This window comes from Arthrobacter sp. CAL618 (assembly GCF_000468215.1).
Lineage (GTDB): Bacteria > Actinomycetota > Actinomycetes > Actinomycetales > Micrococcaceae > Arthrobacter_D.
Genome location: NZ_ASZW01000034.1, coordinates 1 through 16,363, shown reverse-complemented (window position 1 = coordinate 16,363; position 16,363 = coordinate 1). Strand labels below are relative to the sequence as shown.

Annotated in this window: 11 protein-coding genes, 1 pseudogene and 1 riboswitch; of the genes and pseudogenes, 3 read left to right on the top strand and 9 right to left on the bottom strand. The window is 64.5% G+C overall.

What is annotated here, in order from left to right; genetic code table 11:
- Positions 1–5 precede the first annotated feature (5 nt).
- Positions 6–689, bottom strand: coding sequence for a nicotinamide riboside transporter PnuC (gene pnuC / locus K728_RS0101985; RefSeq protein ID WP_024475689.1), 684 nt, complete (start codon positions 687–689; stop codon positions 6–8).
- A 102-nt stretch (positions 690–791) separates the two neighbouring features.
- Positions 792–937, bottom strand: a riboswitch (FMN riboswitch).
- Between the two features lie 114 nt (positions 938–1,051).
- Positions 1,052–2,818: an aspartate--tRNA ligase gene (aspS, locus tag K728_RS0101980; protein ID WP_019482428.1), complete on the bottom strand. Its 1,767-nt coding sequence runs from the start codon at positions 2,816–2,818 to the stop codon at positions 1,052–1,054.
- Positions 2,819–2,934: 116 nt separating this feature from the next.
- Here aspS and K728_RS0101975 point away from each other — a divergent pair, with 116 nt between their 5' ends.
- A complete protein-coding gene (locus tag K728_RS0101975; protein ID WP_024475688.1) occupies positions 2,935–4,200 on the top strand; it encodes an APC family permease in 1,266 nt (421 codons plus the stop codon).
- 21 nt (positions 4,201–4,221) lie between these two features.
- Here K728_RS0101975 and hisS read toward each other — a convergent pair whose 3' ends face one another.
- Entirely contained in the window at positions 4,222–5,577 is a 1,356-nt protein-coding gene (gene hisS / locus K728_RS0101970; protein ID WP_024475687.1) for a histidine--tRNA ligase, read from the bottom strand.
- 321 nt (positions 5,578–5,898) lie between these two features.
- On the opposite strand from hisS, the gene K728_RS0101965 reads away from it, so the two are divergent.
- On the top strand, positions 5,899–7,551 hold the full coding sequence (locus K728_RS0101965; RefSeq protein ID WP_024475686.1) for a DUF349 domain-containing protein: 1,653 nt from the start codon (positions 5,899–5,901) through the stop codon (positions 7,549–7,551).
- A 125-nt stretch (positions 7,552–7,676) separates the two neighbouring features.
- Positions 7,677–8,300 (top strand): hypothetical protein, encoded by a 624-nt coding sequence (locus tag K728_RS0101960; protein WP_024475685.1) that lies wholly within the window; start codon positions 7,677–7,679, stop codon positions 8,298–8,300.
- 35 nt (positions 8,301–8,335) lie between these two features.
- Here the strand turns inward: K728_RS0101960 and K728_RS18165 are convergent.
- The 6 genes and pseudogenes from K728_RS18165 to ruvA all read right to left on the bottom strand — a co-directional run bounded on the left by K728_RS18165 (position 8,336) and on the right by ruvA (position 16,242).
- Positions 8,336–10,641, bottom strand: a pseudogene (locus K728_RS18165) (RelA/SpoT family protein).
- Between the two features lie 358 nt (positions 10,642–10,999).
- Positions 11,000–12,010, bottom strand: a complete 1,011-nt coding sequence (secF, locus tag K728_RS0101945; protein ID WP_024475683.1) for a protein translocase subunit SecF — start codon at positions 12,008–12,010, stop codon at positions 11,000–11,002.
- Positions 12,011–13,747, bottom strand: a complete 1,737-nt coding sequence (gene secD, locus K728_RS0101940) for a protein translocase subunit SecD (RefSeq protein ID WP_019482435.1) — start codon at positions 13,745–13,747, stop codon at positions 12,011–12,013. It abuts the gene before it with no gap.
- Between the two features lie 89 nt (positions 13,748–13,836).
- Positions 13,837–14,373 (bottom strand): preprotein translocase subunit YajC, encoded by a 537-nt coding sequence (locus K728_RS18160; protein WP_024475682.1) that lies wholly within the window; start codon positions 14,371–14,373, stop codon positions 13,837–13,839.
- 103 nt (positions 14,374–14,476) lie between these two features.
- Positions 14,477–15,616, bottom strand: coding sequence for a Holliday junction branch migration DNA helicase RuvB (gene ruvB / locus K728_RS0101930; RefSeq protein WP_019482437.1), 1,140 nt, complete (start codon positions 15,614–15,616; stop codon positions 14,477–14,479).
- On the bottom strand, positions 15,616–16,242 hold the full coding sequence (gene ruvA, locus K728_RS0101925) for a Holliday junction branch migration protein RuvA (protein WP_024475681.1): 627 nt from the start codon (positions 16,240–16,242) through the stop codon (positions 15,616–15,618). The genes ruvB and ruvA overlap by 1 nt, the downstream gene beginning before the upstream one ends.
- Between the last annotated feature and the right edge of the window lie 121 nt (positions 16,243–16,363).

Below are 16,363 nucleotides of genomic sequence, written 5' to 3'. Positions count from 1 at the left end.
GGCGTCTACCGGACCGTCGGATCGGGGAGCAGGACATCGATGCGGGGCTTGCTGCGCTCACGGGCGCGCATCCAGACGAAGAACCCGATCAGGGTGAACACCCCATAGAACAGGTACATGAAGGCTGACGCGTAGTAGCCGGCGCTGAAGAGCAGTGGCACCCCGACGACGTCGACCGCCACCCAGATGAGCCAGAACTCGACCCAGCCCTTGGCCATGCCGACGGTTGCCAGCAGCGAGCCGACAAACGTCCAGGCGTCCGCCCACACGGGTTCGTAGGAGCCGAGCATCCGGAAGAGGGGTGTCAGCGCTACCGTGCCGACGATCATGGCGACCACCAGGCCGATCCGCGCGCGGCGGGGCGCCCAGCGTGGAGTGACGGCGTGGCCGTCGGCCTGGCTGCTGGCACTCCACTGGCGCCAGCCGTAGACGGCGACGGCGATGAACATGATCTGGCGGCCAGCCTGGCCGAGGAGGTTGGCGGCGTCGGCTCCGCCGAAAAAGGAACCGAGGAAGACGGTGAGGAGCAGGACGTTGCCGATGATACCGACGGGCCAGGCCCAGAGTTTCCGGCGCATCCCGCCGAGCGCGCTGAGGAGCCCGAAGACGTTGCCGATCACCTCGCGGAGCAGCAGCGAGCTTCCGGCGACGGGGATCTGAGCGTCGAACAGCCACCTCAGAAAATCCATGTCGACCCCTTGTCTCGAGCGGTGCGCTCCGGGGTAACGACAGGAACGGCCGGTGCTGTCGGCGGCGCACGAAGGCACCACCAAACCAGCACAGCCAAAGCTGTACGCGCTTCTCCCATCCAGACTTTAACTGTCGGTACCGGAATTTCACCAGTTCAACCGGCCACGCCAGCGCGGTAGCACTGGCAGCGGACGGGTCGCGGACTATCACCGCCGGTTCGGAATTACACCGACCCCGGAGCACGTTTGTGTGTATCAGTATTTCATAACCGGATTGGGCGTGTGTCCATTCCCGTCACAAAGCAGCAGAACCCGCCAGATCCCCCGCCATTCAACCCAAGCGGGGGTGGAGGAGCTGCGCCCTAGTTCTTCTTCTCCGGCTTGAAGTCCACTCCGGCTTCCCTACGCTGCTGCGCGGTGATCGGAGCGGGAGCGGCCGTCAGCGGATCGAAGCCGCCGCCGGACTTCGGGAACGCGATGACGTCGCGGATCGACTCGGTGCCGGCCATCAGCGCCACGACGCGGTCCCAGCCGAACGCGATGCCGCCGTGAGGGGGCGCACCGAACTTGAATCCTTCGAGCAGGAAGCCGAACTTCTCCTGCGCGTCCTCCTGGCTGATGCCCATGACCGAGAACACCCGTTCCTGCACATCCCGCTGGTGGATGCGGATCGAGCCGCCGCCGATTTCGTTGCCGTTGCAGACAATGTCGTAGGCGTACGCCAGTGCGGTCTCTGGATCCTTGTCGAAGGTGTCCAGGTATTCGGGCTTCGGTGAGGTGAACGCGTGATGCACTGCCGTCCAGGCTCCCCCGCCGACCGCCACGTCGCCGGCTGCGACAGCCGCCGACGCCGGTTCGAACATCGGTGCGTCAACAACCCAGACGAAGGCCCAGGCCAACGGGTCGATGAGACCGGTGCGGTGGCCGATTTCAACGCGTGCTGCGCCGAGCAGCGCGCGGGAGGGAGTCTTCTCGCCGGCGGCGAAGAAAATGCAGTCGCCGGGGTTGGCGCCGACCGCGGCGGGCAGGCCGTCACGCTCGGCCTCGGTGAGGTTCTTGGCGACGGGCCCGCGGAGGCTGCCGTCGTCGTCGACCAGAACATAGGCGAGGCCCTTGGCGCCGCGCTGCTTGGCCCATTCCTGCCAGGCGTCGAGCTGGCGGCGCGGCTGGGACGCCCCGCCGGGCATGACGACGGCACCGACGTAGGGCGCCTTGAACACGCCAAAATCGGTGTCCTTGAAGAACTCGGTGAGCTCGGTCAGTTCCAGGCCGAAGCGCAGATCGGGCTTGTCTGAGCCGAACCGGGCCATCGCATCGGCGTAGGTCATCCGCTGGATCGGCGTGGGGATTTCGACGTCGATCAGCTGCCAGAGCGCCTTGACCAGGCTCTCACCCAGGGCAATGACGTCATCCTGCTCCACGAAGCTGGCTTCGATGTCGAGCTGGGTGAACTCCGGCTGACGGTCCGCGCGGAAGTCCTCATCGCGGTAACAGCGGGCAATCTGGTAGTACTTCTCAAAGCCGCCCACCTGCAGGAGCTGCTTGAACAGCTGCGGAGACTGCGGCAGGGCGTACCAGGAGCCGGGCGACAGACGGGCTGGCACCACGAAGTCGCGGGCACCCTCAGGGGTGGACCTGGTCAGGGTGGGTGTCTCAATTTCGACGTAACCATCCTGGTGCAGCAGCTCGCGTGCCACCCGGTTGGCCTCGGAACGTAGCCGGAGGTTGGCGTTGGGCGCTGGCCGGCGGAGGTCGAGGTAGCGGTGCTTCAGGCGTGCTTCCTCGCCAACCTCCACGTGCTCGTCGATCTGGAAGGGCAGCGGGTCGGAGGTGTTGAGGATGGTCACGGTCTCGGCGATGACTTCGATGCCGCCAGTGGCCAGGGCCGGGTTCTCGTTACCCTCGGGGCGCTTCTCGACGGTGCCCGTGATCTGCAGGACGTACTCGTTGCGCAGTCCGTGGAACACTTCCTCTTCCCGGACCACCACCTGGGCGAAACCCGAGGCGTCGCGCAGGTCAAGGAATGCGACCCCGCCGTGATCTCGGCGGCGGGCAACCCAGCCTGCCAGGGTGACGGTGTGTCCAATGTGCTCAGTCCGTAGCGAACCGAGGTCATGTGTGCGCAGCACAGCATTCCTTCCGGGTGGAGGTGCGGGGCAGAAAAGGGCTACCCGCGTATGAAAAGATCGTCTCGTCCGAGTTTACCGGTGATACCGGGACCCACCCGCCACGGCAGGGATCACACATGGCAATGGCTCATCCACCAGGGACCAATCCGCCAGGCCTTCGACGGCAGCTGGGCGGCTTTGACGCCACGACCGTGGGGATCGGCTCCATGATCGGCGCCGGCGTGTTTGTCGTCTTCGCGCCAGCTGCGGCCTCGGCGGGAAGCTGGCTGCCCCTCGCCGTGGCCATCGCCGGTTTCGTGGCCTACTGCAACGCGGCGGCGTCCGCGCAACTGGCGGCAGTGCACCCGCACAGCGGTGGCACGTATATCTACGGCCGACGCCAGCTCGGCCCCTGGCCCGGGTTCATCGCCGGCTGGAGTTTCGTTGCCGGCAAGATCGCCTCGTGCGCAGCGATGGCGCTGACCTTTGGGTTGTACGCCGCCCCGGGTTTTGAGACCGCCGCAGCCGTCGCGGCGGTGGTCGCCCTGACCGTCGTGAACCTGTTGGGTGTCAGTCGTACCGCCCTGATGACCCGGATCATCGTGTCCCTGGTGGTCCCGGTACTCGCTTTCGTGGTGGTCGCCGCCTTCGCCGCCCCCGCACCGTCAGACGCTGTCCAGCTGCCCATCAGCTGGCTTGGAGTGCTGCAGGCCGCAGGACTGCTGTTCTTCGCGTTTGCCGGGTACGCCCGCGTCGCCACCATGGGCGAGGAAGTGCGCGAGCCGCAACGCAACATCCCGGCAGCGATCTTCGGATCCCTTGGCTTCACCCTGGGGCTGTATCTGCTGCTTGCGTGGGGTCTGCTGGCAGCACTGGGCCCGACGGCGCTTGCCGCCTCCGCCGCACCGTTGCGTGAGGTGTTCACTGCCTCGACCTCAGCAATCCCGGCAACTGCTGTCACCATCGCGGCAGCACTCGCCAGCCTCGGAGCCCTACTGGCCCTCATCGCCGGGGTGGGCAGGACCACGCTGGCCATGGCCCGTGAAGGAGACCTGCCCCGGGCCCTGACCGGGATCTGGCAGCGCTTCGGTGTTCCCTACGCCGCCGATCTGGCAACCGCCGTCGTCGTCATCGGCCTGCTCCTGACCACTGACGTCCTGACGGTGGTCGGATTCTCCAGCTTTGGGGTGTTGATCTACTACGCGATCGCCAACCTGTCGGCGTTTACCCTCACCCACCGGCCGTGGCATTCACCGCGGGGGCTGAACGTGGTGGGTTTTATCGGCTGTGTGCTGCTGGCCCTCACCCTGCCCACGACGTCGGTGCTCACCATGGTGGCGGTCCTGGCCGCTGGAGTGCTGGGCCGCGTCGTCGTCGCGGGAGTACGACGACGACGCTCCTGACCTTGTGGTGCGGTGCCCGGGTCAGGCGTCGGCTGGCTCGGCGCGGAGCACCGACGGCACGAGATCAACTGCCGGGGGCGTCCAGGTGCCGGGATCGGCAGGTTCCTGGGCGCCGGTGCGGATGTCCTTGACCTCGTGGGTGCCGTCCTCAGCCGTGAACCAGACGAAGGGGATCCCACGACGGTCGGCGAACTTGATCTGCTTGCCGAACTTCTCGGCAGTGGCAGCCACCTCAGCGGAAATGCCGCGGGCTCGCAGGGCCGCGGCGATGTCCTGGGCCGCCGACCAGGAGCTGTCGTCGGTCAGCGAGATCAGGACTGCGGTGGGCACCTGCCGCGACACGGCGGTGAAGCCCTGGCTGAGGATCCGCGACACCAGCCGGGTTACGCCGATCGACAGGCCGACTCCGGGGAACGTCCGGTTGCCTTTGGCTGCCAGGCTGTCATACCGGCCGCCGGAGCAGATCGATCCCAGTGACTCGTGCCCGTTCAGCACGGTTTCGTAGACCGTTCCGGTGTAATAATCCAGGCCGCGGGCAATGCTGAGGTCGGCAACCACCCGGCCGGGCGCGCGCTTGGACGCTTCGGAGATCACCTGCTCCAGCTCCCCGAGCCCCTCTTCCAGCAGGGGGTCGGTGACCCCGAGGGCGCGGACCTGGTCGACGAATGACACGTCAGCGGTCCGGATCGAGGCGAGCCGGAGGGCGAGGGCTGCCTGGTCGGCGGTGGCACCGAGTTCGGTCTGCAGCAGGGCGGTAACCTTCTCTGCCCCGATCTTTTCCAGTTTGTCGATGCTGCGCAGCACCCCGGCGGTGTCCTCAAGGCCGATGCCCCGATAGAAACCCTCGGCGAGTTTCCGATTATTGACGCGCACGGTGAACTCGGGAATGGGCAGGGCCGAGAGGGCATCGACCACCACGAGGGCCAGTTCGACGTCGTACCGGAACGGGAGCACGCCGTCGCCCACGACGTCGATGTCGGCCTGGGTGAACTCGCGGAACCGGCCGTCCTGCGGGCGTTCACCGCGCCAGCACTTCTGGATCTGGTAGCGCCGGAAGGGGAACGCCAGGTGGCCGGAGTTTTCGACCACGTAGCGGGCGAAGGGAACAGTCAGGTCGTAGTGGAGGGCAAGGCCGTCGTCGGAGCTGGTCGCCCGGCCGCCGTCGTCGTCGGCCTGAAGGCGCGACACAGCGTAGACCTCTTTGTCGATGTCCCCTTTGCGGAGCAGGTGGGACACCGTCTCGACCGCCCGGGTTTCGATGTTGGAGAAGCCATGCAGCTCGAAGGTTTTCCGCAACGTGTCCAGTACATGCAACTCAACCAGGCGTTCCTCCGGCAGCCATTCGGGAAAACCGGAGAGTGAGGCCTTGCGTGCCATACGGCTGAGCTCCTTGCAGGATGTGACATCGGGTTGACGGTCTCCGATTTTACCCGGCTTTGGCGGGGAACCCGGACATCGGTGGGCACTATTTCCGCCTCCGATGTCTAGGCTGCCCCCCGCTGTCCGGGTTCCACACCGAAACAGCGGTCGCCGCACAGTCCCCGTGGGTGGGTGCATCGAGATTCCGCTGGCGAACCCTTATGCGTAAAGTAGCCTCTGAGGCTGCGCGGTGCGGGGACGCCGTGGCGATAGACTCGATAGCCCTGAACCATTTGCCGCGAGGTAGCAGGCAAACCAACGAGTGAAAGACTTCTAGCGGTGACACAAAGTCAGCAATCCGACGAAACACCCCGTACCGACGAAACGTCAGGCGACGAGGAAACAACAATTGGTCTTGAGCAGGCGGTTGAGCCCGAGCAGGCTGAATCAGCCGCGCCTGAACCCGAGGCACCCGAAGCTGCAGCTCCCGAAGCTGAAGCTCCCGAGGCTGCGGCTCCCGAGGCACCCGAGGCTGCGACTCCCGAGGCTGAAGCAGCCGCCCCTGAACCTGAGGCACCCGAGGCTGAGTCAGCCACGCCTGAAGCTGCCCGCCCAATGTCTTCCCCCGGCGCCGCTCCCAGCCCCGCAGCGATGGCTCCGCGACCCGGCGCGAAACCTGGTGGCAAACCCGGCGCGAAACCAGGCGCAGCAGTCGCCGCTCCCCCGGCGCACAGCACCCCGCTAAGCGAAGCAGCCAAGTTCGCCCGGGTCGAGGACGACGGTCACGTCTTCCTCATCGTCAACGGCGAGGAGCACGCCGTCGGGCAGTACCCGGATGCCTCCAAGGATGAGGCGCTGGCATATTTCGTGCGCAAGTACGACGACGTTGCCAGCCAGATTGTGCTCCTGGAACAGCGCGTCCAGGCGAAGGCACCATCCGCCGACATGCAGAAGACCGCCGGTCATCTGCGGGAGCAGGTCGCAGAGAAGAAGATCGTCGGCGACGTGCTTGCCCTTGAAGCGCGGCTGGACGCCCTGAACGGCCAGATCGCGGAGCTTGTTGCCGCCGAAAAGGCCGAACAGGATGCGCTGAAGTCGGCTGAGCTCGCAGCCCGCGAAGCGATCGTCGCGGAAGCCGAAGAAATCGCTGGCCGCGACCCATCCACGGTGCAGTGGAAAGCCAGCAGCACCCGGATGAACGAGCTGTTCGAGACCTGGAAAGCGGCGCAGAAGAACGGCATCAGGCTTGGCCGCGGCACCGAAGACGGCCTGTGGAAGAGGTTCCGCGCGGCACGCACCATCTTCGACCGGCATCGTCGCGCGTACTTCTCCCAGCTGGATACCGACAATGCCTCGGCCAAGCAGGCCAAGGAGTCCCTCATCCAGCAGGCCGAGGCGCTTTCCACCTCAACCGACTGGGGCCACACCGCTGGCGAATACCGCCGGCTGATGGATGAGTGGAAGGCCTCCAAACGGGCCAGCCGCAAGGACGACGACGCCCTGTGGGCTCGTTTTCGGGCCGCCCAGGACAAGTTCTTCACCGCCAGGAAAGCAACCAACGAGGCAATCGACGAAGAATACGGGGCAAACCTTGTAGTCAAGGAAGCCCTGCTGGTCGAGGCACGCCAGTTGCTGCCCATCAGGAACCTCGCGGCCGCGAAGAAGTCGCTGCAGTCGATTCGTGACCGCTGGGAGGAAGCCGGCAAGGTGCCACGCGCGGACATGGGTCGGATCGAAGCCGGTATTCGCGAGGTTGAGGACGCGGTGAAGGCTGCCGACGACGCCCATTGGGAGCGGACCAACCCTGAAACCCAGGCCCGCACCAACAGTGCTCTGAGTCAGCTGGAAGCCACTATCGCTGCGCTGCAGGAAGATCTGAACGCTGCCGAGAAGGCTGGCGACGCGAAGCGGATCGCTACCGCCAAGGAAGCCCTGTCCGCACGCCAACAATGGATGGATATGCTGCAGAAGTCGGCGCAGGACTTCTCCTAGCGGCACCCGAACACTCAGCCCCGGTGTGGGGTTGTGGATGAGTAGTCTGGTACGTCACCAGTCCGGTTATCCACAACTCGACGCCGGGGCTTTCGCTTTGGGGCCAAACTCGGAATGCTTGGGCCATGTCCCACCTTCGGCTGGGAGCCGCTACCGGAGAAACCCCAGCAGAGCCGATCACCTCAACCGGCGGAGTGCTCTTCCGAGCCCATGACATCTTCAGCAGCGTCGAGTTGCAGGCCATGCGCATCGACGGACTGCTGCGCCGTGTCTGCGGGAACTCCTATGCCCGCGCGGACCACCATCTTGACCCCGCCTCCCGCGCCCAGTCTGCGATCCTGTGCGTCCCGGCGTCGTTGCGGGCCAAGGTTGCGCTTGCCCGCCAAAGCGCGGCCTGGGTCTATGGCTGCGCGCCACTACCCGAAACAGTGAACCTCGTGACAGATCACCGACGCCGCACCACCGCCCTGCCACCGTTCAGTGAAGCCCTGATGCATCAGGTCGCTTTGGGACCCTGCGATGTCCGGGTGGTCGGCGGGGTGGGCGTCACAGCACCCTTGCGGACCGCACTCGATGTTGCAGTGCATGGACATGACGACTGGGCGGTGCCAACCCTCGTCCGACTGGCAGCTCACCCCGATCTACGGTGTGACCTGGTCCTGGTGGTCAGGGCGTTGGAAGCAACCCGACGTGTTCCTGGCAAGAACCGCGCCCTGGCCCGCCTCCAGAGCGCCATGCACTCGGGCTAGACCCACCCCATTCGGCACCGGCGGTCGACGGCGAGCTAGAGCCTCCGTTGCGCCCCGGTGGTGCGGTAGACGTCAAACACGCCGTCTATCCGGCGGACCGCGTTGAGGATGTGGGTCAGGTACTTGGGATCCCCCATCTCAAAAGCAAACCGCGACAGTGCCACCCGGTCCGTCGAGGTATTCACGCTTGCCGCGAGAATGTTGACGTGGTTCTCGGAGAGGACCCGGGTGACGTCGGAGAGGAGGCTCTTGCGATCGAGCGCTTCAACCTGGATCTCGACCAGGAACACGCTGGACTGGGTGGGAGCCCAGTCGACGTCCACAATCCGATCCGGCTGATCCCTCAGTTCCTCGACGTTGCGGCAGTCGTTCCGGTGGACTGACACCCCCGAACCGCGGGTAACGAACCCGATGATGGGATCCGGCGGAACTGGAGTACAACACCGCGCAATTTTGACCCAGACGTCGCCGACGCCGCGCACCGTCACCCCGGAATCGGAGAACTTGGGGCGGCGCGGTGTGGTGGCGACCGCCGTCTCGGCGAGGCTATCTTCAGCACCCTCGTTCCCACCCATCAGGGCGACCAGGCGTTCGATCACGTTCTGGGCGGAGGAATGGCCGTCACCGACCGCCGCATAAAGGGCAGCGATGTCCGCGTGCCTCAACTCCTGGGCCACCGCTATCAGAGCGTCATGGGTCATCATGCGCTGAAGTGGCAGGTTCTGCTTGCGCATTGCGCGGGTGAGCAATTCCTTACCCTTTTCAATCGCCTCTTCGCGGCGTTCCTTGGTGAACCATTGGCGGATCTTGTTGCGAGCCCGCGGGCTCTTCACGAACCCCNCCCCTGCCAGTCCTGGCTCGGGCCGGCACCCTCGGCCTTGGAGGTGAAGATCTCCACCCAGTCGCCGTGGTTCAGCTCGCTGTTCAGCGGGATCAGCTTCCCGTTGACCCGGGCTCCGATCGTCCGGTGCCCCACCTCGGTGTGCACTGCATAGGCGAAGTCCACCGGAGTGGACCCGGCAGGCAACGCCATAACCTCACCCTTGGGAGTGAACACGAACACTTCGCGGGCGTTGATTTCGAAGCGCAGCGAGTCAAGGAACTCGTCCGGGTCGGCTGTCTCCTGCTGCCAGTCGACCAGACTCCGCAGCCACCCCATGTCGCTGTTATCGGGTCCTTCTCCGGCCTTGCCGCCAGCGCCCTTGTATTTCCAGTGCGCTGCAACGCCGTATTCGGCTCTGCGGTGCATGTCGTGGGTCCGGATCTGAATCTCCACCGGACGGCCGCCGGGTCCGATCACCGTGGTGTGGAGCGACTGGTACATATTGAATTTGGGCATCGCTATGTAGTCTTTGAACCGGCCGGGCAGCGGGTTCCAGCGGGCATGCAGCTGGCCCAACGTTGCGTAGCAGTCCCTCACACTGTCCACCAGCACCCGGATCCCCATCAGGTCATGGATGTCATCGAAGTCCTTGCCGCGGACGATCATCTTTTGGTAGATGGAGTAGTAATGCTTCGGGCGTCCGGTGATTGTCGCCTTGATCTTCACCGACCGAAGGTCTTCGCCGATCTGGGTGCGCACCACTGCCAGGTGCTTTTCCCGTTCAGGTGTACGATCCCCCACCATCCGGACGATCTCTTCGTACACCTTCGGGTGCAGCGCCGCAAAGGACAGGTCCTCGAGCTCCCACTTGATGGTGTTCATGCCGAGCCGGTGCGCGAGCGGCGCGAAGATTTCGAGTGTCTCGCGGGCTTTTCTGGCCGACGACTCGGGAGAGACAAAGCGCCAGGTCCGGGCATTATGGAGCCGGTCCGCAAGTTTGATCACCAGGACACGAATGTCCTTGGCCATGGCGACCACCATTTTGCGAACGGTCTCGGACTGGGCAGCGTCGCCGAAGGACACCTTGTCCAACTTGGTGACCCCGTCCACCAGCATTGCCACTTCGGCGCCGAAGTCACGCTTGATGTCGTCGAGGGTGCATGCGGTGTCCTCGACGGTGTCATGCAGCAGGGCGGCAGCCAGCGTGGTGCCGGTCATGCCCAGTTCGGCAAGGATCGTTGCCACCGCCACCGGGTGGGTGATGTACGGATCGCCGCTTTTTCGCTTCTGGCCCTCGTGGCTGCGCTCAGCCACCAGGTACGCCCGCTGGATCAGGTCGAGGTCTTCCTTGGGGTTGTTGGCCCGGACCGTCCTCAGCAGGGGCTCAAGCACCGGTGAATACCCGTTGGAGGCTCTGCCCGTCAGGCGGGCCAGCCGTGACCGGGTCCGGATTTTCCGATCGGGCAGCGCGCTGTGGTCGGCGCTGGCCGCCGAAGGGGCTGATTCCGATGAGGTCACTGCGACGTCGCGGCTGCGGACGGGCGGTATGGTCGCCGGGGGCGCCGCGACTTGGTCAAGCTGAGCGGTCGAAGGGCGCGAAAAGGTACCAGGGCGCTCCTCACGGTGTTCCGTGTCTGGCCGCTCTGCTGGACCACTGGCATCTGCCACGTACTACCCCGATTCCTCAGCCGTCAGACGGCTGAAAAAGAATTACACCATACCTCTTCTCCGGCACGCATATTTAAGTTTAGTCCGACGGACCAAACCCTGCTGCACCGATCCCCGGCTGCCGCCAAACTGGGAACAAAAAACCGTGTCCCGGCCCCCTCAGGGGACCAGGACACGGCCGTCAGATCGTCGATTGCTGCTGCGACAGTCAGGGCGCAGAGACGGCTTCTGCTGCTTCGACCGACCGGCGATGCAGCACGCGCTTCTCCTGCCGCTTCATGCCCGGCTCGCGCATCCGCAGCCACGCGTAAACGGGTGCGGCGACGAAGAGAGTGCCGATGGTCCCGATGATAATGCCGATGAACAAGGCGAGAGACAGATCCCGGAGGGTACCCGCACCGAGGAGCATCGCACCGATGAAAAGAATCGATGCGACCGGCAACACGGCGACAACCGAGGTGTTGATGGAGCGCACCAGCGTCTGGTTGACCGCAAGGTTTACCTGCTCGCCAAAGGTTCGCTTGGTAGAAACATCAAGGTCGGCGGTGTTCTCCTTGATCTTGTCGAAAACCACCACCGTGTCATACAACGCATAGCTCAGCACCGTGAGGAAACCGATCATCGCCGAGGGCGTCACCTCGAAGTTGCTCAGCGAGTACAGACCGGCTGTCACCGTCATGACCACGAACAATCCGCTGAGTGCGGCCACCGACATTTTCCAGGTCCGGAAATACAGCGCCATCAGCACTGCGGCCAGCAGGATGAACACCACCAAGCCAATCAAGGCCTGCCGGCTGACATCCTCGCCCCAGGTGGGACCGACGAAGTTGGTAGTGACTTCTTCTTCGGTAACCTCATACGCGCTGATCAGAGCGTCCCGGACGCTGAGGGTCTCATCATCGGAGAGCCGCTCAGTCTGGATACGCATCGTCTGCGGCGCGATGTTCGTGACGCTCGGTACCGCATTTGGTACCACTCCCGTAACAGCCTGCTCACCAAGGGCGATGTCAGTGTTCTCGACACTCGACACCGTGAACTCGGAGCCACCCCGGAAATCGATACCGAGGTTGAAGCCACCCTTGACGATCGGGATGATGATCGACACGAGGACGGCCAACGCTGCAATGGTGAACCACAGCTTGCGCTTGCCGACGAACGGGTAGGACAGCTTGCCCGAGTAGAGGTCGTTGCCAAATTTGGCGAAACTATTGCCCCGCATTTAGTTTTCCTCCTGGTCTGTGCCATTGCTTCGCGCGGCCAGGGCTTTTTGTTCGGCCAGCCGACGTTCAGCGATGGTGGTGCGTCGGGCGATTTCACCTGAGACTGCCTTGTTCTTGGTGCGGGGGGCTGCCGTCTGCGGTGTTGCCGACGGCATCCGGATACGACCGGCACCACGATAGAGCGGCATAATGCCAAGCTTCTTCGGATCGACACCGGAGAACCGGTGTCCCTCGCCGAAGAACTTGGTCCTTGCCAGCAGGCGCATCACCGGATGAGTGAACAGGAAGACGACGATCAGGTCGGCTACAGCTGTCAATCCGAGGGTGAACGCGAACCCACGAACGTTGCCGACAGCGACGAAGTACAGCACGACGGCGGCCAGCAGGCTGACGGCCTTGGACGCGAGGACGGTGCTCTTGGCCCGGCGCCAGCCGTTCTCTACGGCTGAGACGAGCCCCCTGCCATCTCGGAGCTCATCGCGGATTCGTTCGAAGTAAACGATGAAGGAGTCGGCTGTCTGCCCAATTGCGACAATCAGGCCGGCCACACCTGCGAGGGAGAGCCGGTAGTTTTCGGTCCAGCCCAGGATGCAGATGGCGAGGTAGGTGAGGAAACCTGCCACCACAAGGGACGCAATCGTCACCAGTCCCAGCATCCGGTACTGGAAGATCGAGTAAACGGCGACCAAAATCAAGCCGATGATGCCTGCAATCATGCCGAGCCGGAGCTGGTCGGCTCCGAGAGTGGCCGAGATCTGCTGCTCGCTCTGGATCTCGAAGCTGATCGGCAGTGCGCCGTACTTCAGTTGTTCGGCCAACGCCCCGGCCGACTCCTCCGTGAAGCTACCGCTGATCGAGGGCCGCCCATCGGGGATGACGGCCTGGGTGGTCGGAGCCGAAATGATCGTCCCATCGAGCACGATGGCGAACTGGTTCCGTGGATCGCCCTGACCGAAGGCGAAGAGACGTTCGGTGACTTCCCGGAAGGTCTCGCTGCCCTCGGAGTTGAACTGGATGTTGACCGCCCAGGTGTTCAGTGACTGACCCTGCGCGCCGCGCTGCATGCCGAAGTCGGCGGAGTCGATGTCGGTGCCCGGCACTTCCACCGGCCCGAGAATATATTTGCCCTGGGTGCCCGGCTCGCAAGCGACCATTGGCTCATCGGCGGGTGCTGCTTCTTCGGCGGGTTCGAGTGCCTCGGGCGATGTGCAGTCGAGGGCCTCGAACTCGGAGAACAGTTCTGCCGTGATCCAGTTGGGATCGCTGGCATTGGTGGGTTCGTCGGTAGGAGCGGGCAGTTCTTCTTCGGGGGTGGGCGTTTCCGCGGCGGGCGCCTGGCCCGGGCCGCCAAAGAGTACTGGTCGGAATTCCATCTGTGCCGACGCCTGAATCAGTTCGCGGGTTTCGGCGTCGGGAATACCGGGGAGTGACACAATCACGTTGCGGCCGGACTGGGTGTTGATCTCGGCCTCTGCCACGCCACTGCCGTCGACCCGCTGCCTGATGATTTCGACAGCCTGGTCGAGCTGCTCTTCGGTAATCTCATCGCTGCCGCCCTGCACCTGGGGCGCCAGGATCATCTGGGTTCCACCCTCAAGGTCGAGTGCCAGCTTGGGGCTCCAGCTCGCGGTGCCCCAGATGGACCCGCTGCCCAGGAGAACTGCTAGTAATGCAAACATAACGCCGAGCCAAACGAGTGTCCGTTTGGCTGCCGTGCCTGGGCCGGTACGAGGCATGTGGAATTTCCTTTTATCGAGAGAGCGCGCGTCGGTGGTTCTAGGGGTGGTGGGGCATCACACTCGAGGGTGCTGCCCCACCTGCGGCGCTAGATGTCCTTGTTGTCCCGCTTGTTGTCGTAGTCCAGACGGATGTCCTCGTCTGAGCGGGCGTCAAGACGCTCTGTTCCGGATTCGGGGAGCACCGTGTCATGGTTCGGCTGATCCTGGCCGTCAACAGCAGTGGTCCGGGTGTCGGTGGCCGAGTTGTCGGCGACGGGGCTGGTCAGCGAGGATGCGTCGTCGGGGACGGCCGGCGTTTCTTCGTCATCGGCGGCCGGCTCAGGCTGCACCACCTTGGTGAGGGTCTGCATGTGTACCGTGGCCCTGGCACCGGGACCAAGCTCGAGCACTGCCTTGTTGTTCTCTTCGTCGAGAGAAATCACTGTACCGAACAGGCCGAAGTTGGTCATCACTTCGGTGCCGGGAACCATCTGGGTGCGCTGCTCCTTGATGGTCTTCTGGGTCTTCTTCTGCCTCCGGAACATCATGAAGATCAATGCTCCGAGTGCCAGCGGCAAAAGCAGGCTGAAAATATCGAAGCCTTGCTCTGGGGCGGCAGTCTGGGCTAATAAGGTTGAGAACACAGAGTAGTTCCGTTTCTATATCTTGGGATCCGCACGCACCTGACGTGCCGCACGTCATATCAGTGTAAAGGGAAACGGGATTGTCCGCGTCCTTTCGGCGCCCCTATCCCTCGGTGTTGGCCCATTCCGTTACCCCACTGTTGTCTTCGGCACGGTTGCCTTCCGGGCCGTTTTCCTCGGAGAGGACGGTGAAGAGGTCCTCCGGCATGGCAGCCGCAACATTCGCCGGCATGACGAGTCCCAGGTGGTCCCAGGCCGCTCGCGTGGCGATTCGTCCCCGGGGGGTCCGCCCCAGCATCCCCTCCCGCACCAGGTATGGTTCGGCGACGGTTTCGACTGTCTCGGGTTCCTCGCCGACGGCGATCGCGAGGGTCGAAAGTCCCACCGGACCGCCGTTGAACTTGGTGATCAGGGCGGTGAGCACGGCGCGATCGAGCCGGTCGAGGCCTTTGGCGTCCACTTCATACATGTCCAGCGCCGCCCCGGCGCACCTGGCGTCGATCAGGTCGACGCCGTGCACCAACGCCCAGTCACGTACCCGGCGGAGGAGCCGGTTGGCAATCCTGGGCGTACCGCGGGACCGGCCTGCCACCTCCGAGAATGCGGCCGAGTTGACCTTCATGTCCATCAGCATCGCCGAGCGACGCAATACCAGTTCCAGTTCTTCGGTGGAGTAGAACTCGAGGTGGCCGGTGAACCCGAAGCGGTCCCGCAGGGGCCCTGGAAGTAGCCCGGCCCGGGTGGTGGCGCCGACCAGGGTGAATGGCGGCAGGTCCAACGGGATGGCTGTTGCGCCCGGCCCTTTGCCGACGATGATGTCGACCCGGAAATCTTCCATCGCCATGTACAGCATTTCCTCGGCCGGCCGGGACATGCGGTGAATTTCGTCGAGGAAGAGTACCTCGCCGTCGGTCAGCGAGGAGAGAATGGCCGCGAGGTCGCCGGCGTGCTGGATGGCCGGTCCGGAGCTGATGCGCAGGGGCGCGTTCATCTCGGCGGCGATGATCATGGCCAGGGTGGTCTTGCCAAGGCCCGGCGGGCCGGAGAGCAGGACGTGGTCGGCTGTTCGGCCGCGCAGCCGCGAGGCTTCCAGGACCAGGGAGAGCTGCCGGCGGACCCGTTGCTGCCCGACAAAGTCATCGAGGTTTTTGGGTCGCAGCGCTGCTTCCACCGCCCGGTCCTCTGGATCCCCGGTGGGTGAAACAACCGGGGCCTCCTCCCCCGCCGCGTCGTCGCGGGCCATCAGCTGACCCGGCTCCGCGCCGAGGCCCGGGCGCCGTCCTGGCCGAGTCTGCGCAGGGTGAGTTTCAGGATGTCACCCACGTTGCCGGACGCGGCTACCTCTGGTGCTTCGGCCGTCGCCGCGTCTATCGCGGTGGTTGCGTCCTTCTCCGACCAGCCGAGCCCCATCATTGCCGTCAGGACCTGTCCCTGCCAGGCGTTCTTGGGCGGGGCCCCGGCGGTGCCGAGCGGAACGAGTTTGTCGGCCAGTTCGAGGACAATCCGGCGGGCGCCCTTCGGGCCGATTCCCGGGACTTTACTGAAGGCCTTGTCGTCGCCCGAAGAGGCAGCAACCCGGATGGCTTCCGGTGCGTGGACGGCCAGCACGGCCAGTGCCAGCCGTGGCCCGACTCCGCTGACGCCGAGCAGCGTCTCGAACACCTCGCGCTGGTCTGCCTCCTCGAACCCGAACAGTGTCATGGAGTCCTCACGGACAATCATCGCGGTGAAGACTTGCGCTTCCTGTCCGGTGCGCAGGGTGGCGAGGGTCTGCGGGGTGGCCAGGATCTGCATCCCAAACCCATTGACGTCCAGCACGGCCGAGTTGAGGCCAACGTGGCTGACGGTGCCGCGGAGGGAACTGATCATGCGCGCTACTCCAAAATTTCTATCCGAACATATCTACGAACAGCGTACTGGTTCCTGTCGGCTTTTCCGGATGCGCCACACCGTCGGGCTACCTGCGCCGTCGGGCTTTCGCCTCGGCTTC